This is a genomic window from Ancylobacter sp. TS-1 (assembly GCF_009223885.1).
Taxonomy (GTDB): Bacteria; Pseudomonadota; Alphaproteobacteria; order Rhizobiales; family Xanthobacteraceae; genus Ancylobacter.
Genome location: NZ_CP045144.1, coordinates 3,123,348 through 3,134,564 on the forward strand (window position 1 = coordinate 3,123,348; position 11,217 = coordinate 3,134,564).

General features: G+C 68.0%; 12 protein-coding genes. 6 read left to right on the forward strand and 6 right to left on the reverse strand.

Annotation, left to right across the window (positions count from 1 at the left end):
• The first annotated feature begins 143 nt into the window (after positions 1-143).
• Positions 144-1,565, forward strand: coding sequence for an adenosylhomocysteinase (gene ahcY / locus GBB76_RS14655; RefSeq protein WP_152303988.1), 1,422 nt, complete (start codon positions 144-146; stop codon positions 1,563-1,565).
• Positions 1,566-1,616: 51 nt separating this feature from the next.
• Here ahcY and GBB76_RS14660 read toward each other — a convergent pair whose 3' ends face one another.
• Positions 1,617-2,105, reverse strand: a complete 489-nt coding sequence (locus GBB76_RS14660; protein WP_202911112.1) for a GNAT family N-acetyltransferase — start codon at positions 2,103-2,105, stop codon at positions 1,617-1,619.
• A gap of 117 nt (positions 2,106-2,222) precedes the next feature.
• Between GBB76_RS14660 and GBB76_RS14665 the strand changes: the two genes are divergently transcribed.
• Positions 2,223-2,537 carry a hypothetical protein gene (locus GBB76_RS14665; protein ID WP_152303989.1) on the forward strand — a complete coding sequence of 105 codons (315 nt, stop codon included), beginning with the start codon at positions 2,223-2,225 and terminating at the stop codon, positions 2,535-2,537.
• Between the two features lie 15 nt (positions 2,538-2,552).
• Here GBB76_RS14665 and GBB76_RS14670 read toward each other — a convergent pair whose 3' ends face one another.
• Positions 2,553-3,326, reverse strand: coding sequence for a ferredoxin--NADP reductase (locus GBB76_RS14670; RefSeq protein ID WP_152303990.1), 774 nt, complete (start codon positions 3,324-3,326; stop codon positions 2,553-2,555).
• Between the two features lie 187 nt (positions 3,327-3,513).
• Here GBB76_RS14670 and GBB76_RS14675 point away from each other — a divergent pair, with 187 nt between their 5' ends.
• On the forward strand, positions 3,514-3,939 hold the full coding sequence (locus tag GBB76_RS14675; RefSeq protein WP_152303991.1) for a VOC family protein: 426 nt from the start codon (positions 3,514-3,516) through the stop codon (positions 3,937-3,939).
• Positions 3,940-3,954: 15 nt separating this feature from the next.
• Here GBB76_RS14675 and GBB76_RS14680 read toward each other — a convergent pair whose 3' ends face one another.
• Positions 3,955-5,361 carry a sensor domain-containing diguanylate cyclase gene (locus GBB76_RS14680; RefSeq protein WP_246668938.1) on the reverse strand — a complete coding sequence of 469 codons (1,407 nt, stop codon included), beginning with the start codon at positions 5,359-5,361 and terminating at the stop codon, positions 3,955-3,957.
• A gap of 365 nt (positions 5,362-5,726) precedes the next feature.
• Here GBB76_RS14680 and GBB76_RS14685 point away from each other — a divergent pair, with 365 nt between their 5' ends.
• Positions 5,727-7,112, forward strand: a complete 1,386-nt coding sequence (locus GBB76_RS14685; protein WP_152303993.1) for an aldehyde dehydrogenase family protein — start codon at positions 5,727-5,729, stop codon at positions 7,110-7,112.
• Here GBB76_RS14685 and GBB76_RS14690 read toward each other — a convergent pair.
• Positions 7,075-8,361, reverse strand: coding sequence for an Hsp70 family protein (locus GBB76_RS14690; protein ID WP_152303994.1), 1,287 nt, complete (start codon positions 8,359-8,361; stop codon positions 7,075-7,077). The two genes, GBB76_RS14685 and GBB76_RS14690, sit on opposite strands and share 38 nt — an antisense overlap.
• 350 nt (positions 8,362-8,711) lie before the next feature.
• Between GBB76_RS14690 and GBB76_RS14695 the strand changes: the two genes are divergently transcribed.
• On the forward strand, positions 8,712-9,374 hold the full coding sequence (locus GBB76_RS14695; RefSeq protein ID WP_246668939.1) for an exopolysaccharide biosynthesis protein: 663 nt from the start codon (positions 8,712-8,714) through the stop codon (positions 9,372-9,374).
• A gap of 13 nt (positions 9,375-9,387) precedes the next feature.
• Here the strand turns inward: GBB76_RS14695 and GBB76_RS14700 are convergent, their stop codons facing one another.
• Entirely contained in the window at positions 9,388-9,591 is a 204-nt protein-coding gene (locus GBB76_RS14700; protein WP_152303995.1) for a hypothetical protein, read from the reverse strand.
• Between the two features lie 338 nt (positions 9,592-9,929).
• Here GBB76_RS14700 and GBB76_RS14705 point away from each other — a divergent pair, with 338 nt between their 5' ends.
• Positions 9,930-10,364 (forward strand): DUF983 domain-containing protein, encoded by a 435-nt coding sequence (locus GBB76_RS14705; RefSeq protein WP_152303996.1) that lies wholly within the window; start codon positions 9,930-9,932, stop codon positions 10,362-10,364.
• Here the strand turns inward: GBB76_RS14705 and GBB76_RS14710 are convergent.
• On the reverse strand, positions 10,361-11,197 hold the full coding sequence (locus GBB76_RS14710) for a ChbG/HpnK family deacetylase (protein ID WP_246668940.1): 837 nt from the start codon (positions 11,195-11,197) through the stop codon (positions 10,361-10,363). The genes GBB76_RS14705 and GBB76_RS14710 overlap by 4 nt on opposite strands.
• Positions 11,198-11,217 lie beyond the last annotated feature (20 nt).

Genomic DNA, 11,217 nt, shown 5'->3' on the forward strand with positions numbered 1-11,217 from the left:
GTCGCCCGCTGTCATATAAAGACATCTTTATATCGTTATTGTGTTTGGCGGGGAGGGCTGCTATCACGCGGCAGCCAAGCCCTACCCAATCCGCGCGCCGACCCGCGCGCCACCACCGCGTCAGGCAGAAGGGAAGCCGCATCATGGCCACCGCCAGCGATTACATCGTCAAGGACATCAGCCTCGCCGATTTCGGCCGCAAGGAAATCGAGCTCGCCGAGACCGAGATGCCGGGCCTGATGGCCATCCGCGCCGAATACGGCCCCGCGCAGCCGCTGAAGGGCGCCCGCATCGCCGGCTCCCTGCACATGACCATCCAGACCGCGGTGCTGATCGAGACCCTGAAGGCGCTCGGCGCCGATGTGCGCTGGGTTTCCTGCAACATCTTCTCGACGCAGGACCACGCCGCCGCCGCCATCGCCGCCGCCGGCACGCCGGTCTTCGCCTTCAAGGGCGAGACGCTGACCGAGTACTGGGACTTCACCGCCAAGCTGTTCGACTGGCACGGCGCGAAGCCGGGCGAGACTCTGGTGCCGAACCTGATCCTCGACGATGGCGGCGACGCCACCATGCTGGTGCATCACGGCCTGCGCGCCGAGAACGGCGACACCGCCTTCCTCGACAAGCCGGATTCCGAGGAAGAGGTGATCTTCTTCGCGCTCATCCGCAAGCTGCTGGCCGAGAAGCCGAAGGGCTGGTTCGCGGAAGTGGCCAAGTCGATCAAGGGCGTCTCGGAAGAGACCACCACGGGCGTTCACCGCCTCTACAAGCTCGCCGAGCAGGGCAAGCTGCTGTTCCCGGCGATCAACGTGAACGACAGCGTCACCAAGTCGAAGTTCGACAATCTCTATGGCTGCCGCGAGTCGCTGGTCGACGCCATCCGCCGCGGCACCGACGTGATGCTGGCCGGCAAGGTCGCCTTCGTGGCCGGCTTCGGCGATGTCGGCAAGGGCTCGGCCGCCTCGCTGCGCCAGGCCGGCGCCCGCGTCATCGTCTCCGAGGTCGACCCGATCTGCGCCCTGCAGGCGTCGATGGAAGGCTATGAGGTGGCGACGATCGAGGACGCCTTCTCCCGCGCCGACATCTATGTCACCGCCACCGGCAACCGCGACATCATCACCGTCGACCACATGCGGCAGATGAAGGACCGGGCGATCGTCTGCAACATCGGCCACTTCGACAACGAGATCCAGGTCGCGGGCCTCAAGAACTTCAAGTGGACCAACATCAAGCCGCAGGTCGACGAGATCGAGTTCCCGGCCGGCAACCGCATCATCCTGCTGTCGGAAGGCCGTCTGGTGAACCTCGGCAACGCCATGGGCCACCCGTCCTTCGTGATGTCGTCCTCCTTCTCCAACCAGACGCTGGCCCAGATCGAGCTGTGGGCCAACGCCGGCAAGTACGACAAGAAAGTCTACACCCTGCCGAAGTTCCTCGACGAGAAGGTCGCGGCGCTGCACCTCGACAAGCTCGGCGTGAAGCTCACCAAGCTGCGCCCCGAGCAGGCCGACTATATCGGCGTGCCGGTGGAAGGCCCCTTCAAGCCGGACCACTACCGCTACTGAGGCCGGACGCGGCTCTCGTTGGAAGGGGCGCCTGCGGGCGCCCCTTTTCGTTTACAGTTCCTTCTGCACGAAAACGAGATCGAGCCGGCGGCCGAACTTGGTGCCGATGCCCGGCAGATGGCCGGTCTCGACGAAGCCGAGCCGCCGGTGCAAAGCGAGCGAGGCCTCGTTTCCGGCGGTGATGCCGCCGATCATCACCTTCTTGCCGAGCGCCCGCGCCGGGGCGAACAGTGCCTCGACCAGCGTGCGCCCCAGACCGCGCCCGCGCGCGGCCTCGGCGACATAGACCGAATGCTCGACGCTGATGCGGAAGCCCTCGAAGGGGCGGAAATCGCCGAAGCTCGCATAGCCCATCACTTCGCCATTCTCCTCGGCGACGATGACCGGATAGGACTTGGCCTGCCGGTCGCGCAGCCAGGCGCTGCGGTTGGCGAGATCGGCCGGCGTGTCGTTCCAGATCGCCGTCGAGTGCAGCACCGCGTGATTGTAGATGGCGAGGATGCCGGGCAGGTCGGCTTCGACGGCGGGGCGCAGCATCATGGCGGCATGCCTGTGCGGGATGGAGGGGAATTCGCACGCCCGCCGCTGGCGGGGAGGGCTCGGCTCTCCCATATCAGCTTTTCGCGGCCTCGCCGCTCTAGGAGGAAAGATCCCGGGATGAGTTCGACCGATCCGTTCGATCGCATGCGTTTCACCGTCAGGCGGGTGAGCTGGTGGCAGGTGGCGATCGTGATCGCCGTGGCCCTCGCCGTCGGCACGGCCCTCGCCCTCGTGGCGGCCAGCGTGTTCCTCGTGGTCTTTCCCGTCGTCGTCATCGCCGGCCTCGCCTACCGCCTGTTCGGCGGGCGCAAGCGCACGCCGGGCGCCGGCGAGGGCCCCACCGTCATCGAGGCCGAGTACCGCGTGCTCTCCCCCGAGGAGGCGGCGCGCGCCGACGAGGAACGCTGGGATTCAGACCGGCGCCTGCGCTGAGGCGCCGCGCCCGGCTCACTTCTCGACGAAGGCCTTCTCGATCACGAAATCGCCGGGCTCGGTGGTCGAGCCTTCCTCGAAGCCGCGCTCCTTGAGGATGACGCGCATGTCGTCGAGCAGCTGCGGGCTGCCGCACAGCATGACGCGGTCGTCTTCCTTGTCGAGCGCCGGCAGGCCGAGATCGGCGAACAGCTTGCCCGAGGTGATGAGGTCGGTGATGCGGCCCTGGTTGCGGTAGGGCTCGCGCGTCACGGTCGGGTAGTAGACCAGCTTCTCCTGCACCAGCTCGCCGAAATACTCGTTCTGCGGCAGCTCGTCCTCGATGAAGTCCTGATAGGCCAACTCGGCCACCGTGCGCACGCCATGGACGAGGATGACCTTCTCGTAGGTCTCGTAGGTCTCCGGGTCCTTGATCAGGCTCATGAACGGGGCAAGGCCAGTGCCGGTGGCGAGCAGATAGAGCCGGCGGCCGGGCACGAGATAGTCCACCAGCAGCGTGCCGGTCGGCTTGCGGCCGACGATCACCTCGTCGCCGACCTTGAGGTGCTGGAGGCGCGAGGTCAGCGGCCCGTTCGGCACCTTGATGGAGAAGAACTCCAGCGTTTCCTCGTAATTTGCGCTGGCGATCGAATAGGCGCGCAGCAGCGGCTTGCCCTCGACCTCGAGGCCGATCATCACGAACTGCCCGTTCTTGAAGCGCAGCGCCGGATCGCGCGTGGTGGTGAAGGTGAACAGATTGTCGGTCCAGTGGTGGACCGAAAGCACGCGCTCGTGATGCAGGTTGCTCATTTACAAACCGTCTAAGTGAAAACTTCCAACAAACCGGAAGTGAATGTAATTCGAAGTTCCGTTTACTGCGCATTCGCGGCGCTGTCGACCCTTCCCGTGCGCGACGCTTGCCGTGCGCGACCCTTGCCGTGAGCTCTCCCGCTGCGAGACAATCGACAGACCCGCCCGCCTGCCATGAGCGCGATCAATGTTCAGCCATATCATTCTCGGTGCACGCGACCTTGCGCGTCTGACCGCCTTCTACGACGCCGTGCTGGCGCCGCTCGGCCTTGTGCGCGTCGACGAGCCCGACGATGGCGGCCCGGCCGGCTCCATGTGGGTGCTGCCCGGCCGGGGCTGGCCGCAATTCTTCGTGCAACTGCCCTTCAACGGCCTGCCCGCCACCTGGGGCAACGGCACGCAGGTGAGCTTCGCCGCGCCCTCAAGGGCGGCGGTCGAGGCTGCGTGGCAGGCGCTGGTGGAGAATGGCGGCTTCGACGAGGGCGGGCCGGGTCTGCGCCCGGGCTATGGCGAGGACTATTACGGCGCCTATGGCCGCGATCCCGAGGGCAACAAGCTGTGCTTCGTGCACTGCGTCGCGCTGGAGCCGCTGACCTTGCGCGGCGGCGCCTGAGGGCGCCCGCCGGCCTCAGCGGCCGGCGCCGTCGCTGGCGCGCTTGGCCTCGTACATGAGTTCGTCGGCCCGCTTCACCACGCCTTCGAGCCGCTCGCCGGTCACGCTGGTCGCCATGCCGATCGACAGGCTGAGCGTCGAGGTCGAGTAGAACTGGTTGTTGAGGGTGACGAGCTGGGCGATGTTCTCCATCACCGCGCGCCCGCCTTCCTCGTCGACGCCCGGCAGCAGCAGGGCGAACTCGTCGCCGCCGATGCGGGCGGCGCAGTTGGGGCTGTCGACGGCCTTGGCGAGAACCTCGCCCGCGCGCCGCAGCAGCGTGTCGCCCGCCGCGTGGCCGAGCTGATCGTTGACCTGCTTCAGATTGTTGAGGTCGATCATGATGACCGTGACCGGGAACGGGCCGCGGCGCTCCAGCCGGTTCAGCTCGTCGACATAGAAGGAGCGGTTGTAGAGCTTGGTGAGCACGTCGTGCTTGCCGAGATATTCGAGATAGGCCTCGGCCTTCTTGCGCGCCGTGATGTCGGTGAGCGCGACCTGCACCAGCGACCAGTCCTGCTCGTGGCCGGGCAGCACCGAGAATTGCAGGTGCACATAGAGCATGTCGCCGCCGAGCGTGTAGTTCACCACCTCGCGGGTGTGGAACAGCTTGCCGCTCCACAGGTCGATGAGCTGCTCGCGGAAATGGCGCAGCATGTCCTCGCGGAAGACGCTGGCGGCGTTGGCGACCAGTTCCGCCTTGGAGACGGCACCGAACATTTCCAGCGTGTGGCCGTTGACGTCGAGGATGCGGATCTCGTCGATGCAGCGCTGCACGAATTCCGGGTGCACGTCGGTGAACACGCGGAAATCCTCGATGCCGCGCAGGCGCACATCGTCCATCAGCTGCTTGATGGTGGAGAAGTCCTCCACCCACAGCGAGACGGGCGAGTGCTGGAACAGGCCGTGCGCATAGGCTTCCGCCCGGGCGGCGGTGCGCCGCGCGGTCTCGCGCTCGGTCACGTCCTCGGCCGAGAGCAGCACCCGCGCCAGCGTTTCCTCGTGGCCGGGCAGCACCGTGCCCTTGAGCTGGATGTCGAGCCGCTCGCCGCCGAGCGTGTAGTTCACCGCCAGGCTGGCGAACTGGGTGTGGCCGTCCCAGAGCTGCGCCAGTTCCTCGATATGGGTCTTGAGCATGTCCGCCCGGAACACCTTGTCGAGATTGGCGACGAGATGGTCGAGATCGCGCGCCCCGAACAGCGAGAGCGTGCGCCTGTTGACCTTCAGCACCCGGATGCGGGTCGAGCATTCCGCCACCCGGTCGGGGCGGCCGCGCAGATGTTCGCGCAGCAAGGTCACGCCCTCGGCACGCCAGCGCTCGAACAGGGCCTTCACGGCGCTGAAATCTTCAAGCCAGAGCGAGATCGGCGCGAGATCGAACATCTCCGCGTGCTCGGCCGCGCCGCCCGATGTTGCGCTATCTGAAATGGTACCCTGAGTGGTCACATCGAACCCGAAAGACGACGTCCTGGATTTGTTCGGCTTCATCGCGGAGCAGACCGGCAATGCTCTTGAGGTGATCGGCGAGTTCGGTTCGGTGGACTGTACGGGCCGTGAGCAGCGATGCGGGCAGCCCCGCCGGTAAATCAGGACCATCTGGTCTGATTTTCACAGCAGGCTACGGAAGAATGGCGATTCTCGCAATGCCAGCCCCTGAGCCGGAGAGGGAAGGCAAGATATGAGCACGCGGCCTCTTGCGTTTTCGTATCATCTCGGCGACCGATTGGGGAGCCCTCCTCAGGTGCCACATGAGCGACATCGTCTGCATCTCTCCCATTGACGGCTCCGAATTCGCCCGCCGCCCCGCCGCCACCGACGCGGCGCTCGCCCGCGCCGTGGCGGATGCCCGCGCGGCCCAGCGCGACTGGCGCCACGTGCCGATCGCCGAGCGTTCGGCGCTGGTGCTGCGCTTCCTCGACGCGATGCTGGCCATGAGCCAGGAGATCGTGCCCGAGCTTGCCCAGCAGATGGGGCGCCCGGTGCGCTATGGCGGCGAGTTCGGCGGCTTCGAGGAGCGCGTGCGCTATGTGGTGGACATGGCGCCGGCGGCGCTGTCTCCGGTGATTCCGCATGACGAGCGGCCGGGTTTCCGGCGCTACATCAAGCGCGATCCGCTCGGCCTCGTGCTGGTCGTCGCGCCGTGGAACTACCCGTACCTGACGGCGGTCAACACCATCGCCCCGGCGCTGATCGCCGGCAATGCGGTGCTGCTCAAGCATGCCGCCCAGACCATTCTGGTCGGCGAGCGGTTCCAGATGGCCATGGACCGCGCCGGCCTGCCGAAGGGCCTGTTCACCAATCTCGTGCTGACCCATGGCCAGACCTCGGGCCTGATCGGGTCGGGGGCGGTCGATTTCGTCAACTTCACCGGCTCGGTGGAGGGCGGGCGCGCCATCGAGCGCGCCGCTGCGGGTACCTTCACCCCGCTGGGGCTGGAACTCGGCGGCAAGGACCCGGCCTATGTGCGCGCCGACGCCGATCTCGACTTCGCGGTCGAGAACCTCGTCGACGGCGCCTTCTACAATGCCGGCCAGTGCTGCTGTGGCATCGAGCGCATCTATGTGCATGAAAGCCTCTACGATCGCTTCGTCGACGGTTTCGTCGACCTGACCTCCCGCTACAGGCTGGGCAATCCGCTGGACGACGCCACCACGCTCGGTCCGATGGCGCAGGGCCGCTTCGCCGATCTCATCCGCGGGCAGATCGCCGAGGCGGTGGGCAAGGGGGCGACGGCCCATCTCGACCCCGCCACCTTCCCGGCGAACCGCGAGGGCACGCCCTATCTCGCCCCGCAGGTGCTGACCGGCGTCGACCATTCCATGTCGGTGATGACGCAGGAGAGCTTCGGCCCGGTCGTCGGCATCATGAAGGTGGCGGACGACGCGCAGGCGCTGGCGCTGATGAACGACAGCGTCTACGGCCTCACCGCCTCGATCTGGACCGCCGATCTCGACGTCGCGGAAGAACTCGGCGAGGAGATCGAGACCGGCACGGTGTTCATGAACCGCTGCGACTATCTCGATCCGGGTCTCGCTTGGACGGGCGTGAAGGATACCGGGCGCGGCGCCTCGCTTTCGCGCATCGGCTTCGAGATGCTCACGCGGCCGAAATCCTTCCATCTGCGGCACGGGTGAGGTCGCCGTAGCGCCGCGCCGCCTCGACGGCGAGGCCGGTGCCGACCGAGCCGAATGTGTCGCCCTCCACCACGCGCGCGCCCGGCGCGGCGGCAAGGATCGCCGCGCGCACATGGGCGAGGCGGGTGGAGCCGCCGGTGAGGAACAGCGCGTCGATGTCGCCGGCCTTCAGCCCCGCCTGATCGAGGCAGATGCCGACGCGCCGGGCGATGCGCGCGGCGAGCGTATCGGTATGTTCGACCAGCTCCTGCGGCGTGATGCCGACCGACAGGCCCGCTTCCAGCCAGGCGAGGTCGACCTCGGCGCGCTCCGCCTCGGCCAGCGCGATCTTGGCGTCCTCGGCCTCCATGGCGAGGGTATGGCCGCGCTGTTCCTCGATCACCCGGATCAGCCGCTCGACCAGTTCCGGCCGCGCCGCCTCGCGCCGCACCTCATGCAGTTCGCGCACCGTGCGCGAGGTGTAGAGCCGGTTGATGCTCGACCAGGTGGACAGCTCGTGGAAATAGCCGCTCGGCACATCCCGGCCGGGGCGCTTCATCGGGCTGCGGAAGCCGAGCAGCGGCATCAGCGCCCCGAGCGAGAGGTGGCGGTCGAAATCGGTGCCGCCGATGCGCACGCCGTCATTGGCGAGGATGTCGGCGCTGCGGTCGGGGCGGGCGCGCCGCGCCGGGCCGAGGCGCACGATGGAGAAGTCCGAGGTGCCGCCGCCAATGTCGGCGATCAGGGCGATCTCCTCGCCGCGCACCTGCTGCTCATAGTCGAGGGCGGCGGCGATCGGCTCGAACTGGGAGGAAACCTCCCTGAAGCCGATGTCGGCGGCGATGGCGCGCAGCGTGTCCTCGGCCTTGGCATTGGCGGCCTCGTCGTCGTCGACGAAGAACACCGGCCGGCCGAGCACCACGGCGTCGAGCGGGGCGCCGGCGCTCGCCTCGGCCCGTGCCTTCACCACGCGCAGATAGTCGGCGATCACGTCGCGGAAGCCGATGGCGCTTCGGCCGATCTGCGTCTTCTCCTCGATCAGCGCGCTGCCGAGCACGGCCTTCAGGCTGCGCATGAGCCGCCCGTCCTCGCCCTCGACATAGCGCGCCATGGCGGCGCGGCCGATGGAGAGCGTGCCGTGGCGGTCGTAGAAGACGGCGCTCGGCACCGTCACCTTGCCGTCCTCCAGCGCCGCCAGAACGGGCGAATCGCCGCGCCAATGGGCGAGGGTCGTGTTGGAGGTGCCGAAATCAAGACCGCAGAACGCCATGCCGTTGCTCCCGTGGGAAGGGCACCGAAAGGGGCGACTTCCTAAAGCGTCCTTGTCGCAGCTTCAATGGACATGATGTTGACGCCGCGCCCGCCAGGCGCCACAGCTTGGCGGCAATCAGGAGGAACGACGCCGTGACGCTGCATAACTGGACGATGAAACACTCGATCGCCGTCGTGGTGATCACGCTCCTGGCGGTCGGCGCCTTCCTGTTCAGCTGGACCTGAGAGACCGCGCCGGCCGAAGGTTCCGGCCCGGCCGTTCTGGCGAACGTCACAGTCCGCGCCTATCTGAAGGCAAGGGTTCGCGACAGACGTCACGCGCAGGGCCCCGGGAGGAGTTACGTCCGCGTGCCGTCCGATCTGCCGAGCGAGAATACTGGCGGCGCCGACCAGGCTGCGGACATGGACGAGACCGTCCGCCTGTCCGACGTGCTGCGCCGGATTGCCGCCGATACGCGGCATGAGCGCATCGCGGTCGGCGACCTGCTCAAGGCGATGCAGGAGCGGGCCTTCGGGCCGCTTATGCTGGTATTCGCGCTGCCCAACGTGCTGCCGACGCCGCCCGGCACCTCCTCCGTGCTCGGGGCGCCGCTGATCTTCCTCGCCGCGCAGCTGGCGCTCGGGCGCTCGCCCTGGCTGCCGCCGCTGATCGCCCGCCGCTCGATCGCCCGCAAGGATTTCGCCGCCTTCGTCGCCAAGGCGACGCCGTGGCTCGCCAAGGCCGAACGCCTGCTGCGCCCGCGCCTCGGCGTGCTGGCGCATCCGCCGGCGGAATATCTGGTGGGGGTGATGTGCTTCGTGCTGGCGGTGGTGCTGGTGCTGCCCATCCCGCTCGGCAACATGCTGCCGGCGCTTGCCATCTGCATTCTGGGGCTGGGCATATTGGAGCGCGACGGGATCTGGATCCTCGTCGGCATGGCCCTGGCCGTGGCCTCGCTCTTCGTCGTGTCCGGCGTGGTCTGGGCGTTCGCCAAGGCCGGACTTTTCCTGCTCCACAGCCTGCTGGGCTGAGCGCGGCGGAGCTTCAGCCGTGCATCCGGGCGCTTTCCAGCGCGCGGGTAAGCATGTCGAGGCACTCCTGCGCCTGCTCATGGCCGGTCTCGTCGCCGCGCAGCCGGAAGGCGAGGTCGCGCAGGTCGCGTATGGCGACATCGACGGCGGTCAGGAGGTCGATGTCCAGTTCGTCCTCGGAGATGACGCGGACGGGGAACGGAATGACGTTACTCATCGAACGGGACTCATGAAACGGGCACTCGTGTTCGGCGAATCGATTTGGTGCGAATCGGGTTGTGCGAATCGCGCTTGGCGCGAATCGGCTTGGCGATGGGGGAACGATGCCCCGAATTGGTTAACGTCCCCCTCCCGGTACCGCAGGACGCCGCTCGCTGCCGGAACGCACCTGCCGGGACGCCCTTCCTCGCGACCGGACGGCGGCCGGGCCAGTTCGTCCAATATGCAGTCAATATACATTCAATAGATAATTGAATTGACATTGACTGCTGTCATTCCTAATTAATGACCGTATGTTGCCGGGGCGCTCGATCCCGGTGCCGCTGGAGGGTTTCCATGCTTGCCCGTCATTCGTCCGGCCCGGCCCCCGCGGAAGTGTCCTATCCCCGGCTGTCGCCCTTCACCTGCGGCATGCGCGCCTGCTGCCCGCGCTGCGGGCAGGGGCGGCTCTTCGACGGCTTCCTCAAGCTGGCGCCGCGCTGCGAATCCTGCGGGCTCGACTATTCCTTTGCCGACCCAGCGGACGGCCCGGCCTTCTTCGTCATCTGCTTCGTCTGCGTGCCGGCGGTGATCTTCGGCCTGTGGCTGGAAGTGGCGTTCCAGGCGCCCTACTGGGTGCACCTGTTCACCACGCTGCCGGTGCTGCTCATCACCTGCATTCCGCCGCTTCGCCCGCTCAAGGGCTGGCTGGTGGCGAGCCAGTACTACTACAAGGCCGAGGAAGGCCGCCTCGTTCAGGCCGAGCCCCGCCCGGCACCTCCGCGCACCTAACCGGCGCCCGGGCCCGGGGCGGTCCCCGTTTCGCCGAAGCGGGCGGGGCGCAGCCCGGCGGCGGCGAGATCCTCGCCGCAGGCCTCCGATTCCAGATAGGCGAGTTCGCGCTCGCGCGGCTCCAGCAGCGGGTCGAGCCGGCGCAGTTCCGCGTCGACCCGGCCGGGATGGCAATGCACCAGTATGCGCTCGCCCGGCCCGGCCAGCGCGGCGCGGAACACCTCGCGATAGGGCGGGTCGGGCGTGAAGTCGTAGAGCCCGCGAAAGCTGTCATTCACCGCAAAGCCTGCCCGGAGGGCGGCGCCCGCTGCCCCGGTGGCAAGCGCGCCGATCATCATCGCCTTGCGCCGGCCGATCGGGCGGCGGCGCGCCCAGGCGGCGGGCTCGGCGCAGTTGCGCAGCCAGGGCCGGTGGCCGGGCGGCAGGCGGGAATAGCGCGCCGCCAGTTCCTCCACGACGATGGCGCGGATGCCGGGCAGGGCGTGGGCGTGCTGGTGGCCGTCGAGAAAATCCGGCGGCGCCCCCCAGCCATCCTCGAAGGCGTCGAGCTGGGCGCGCAGCTCGTCGCGGATCGCCGCGCGCGGCAGGGCGCCGGCAAGCGCGCGCAGGATCAGCGTGCCGATGGCGGGAAGCTGCCCGTCGCGCGCGAGGCCCCGCGCCGGCGTCAGCGGGCGCTGGCCGGTCAGCGTGAAATGCAGGCCGATATCGGCGGGCTGCGCGCGCACCAGCGCCCGCAGCCCGCCGGCCCGGCGCTTCCAGCCGGCAAGCCCGGTCATCGCGCCGGTGGCGGAGAGGCGGCGCTGCTCGATCAGGCCCTCGATGGCCTCGCTCACGCCCTCGCTCAGTCCGTAGT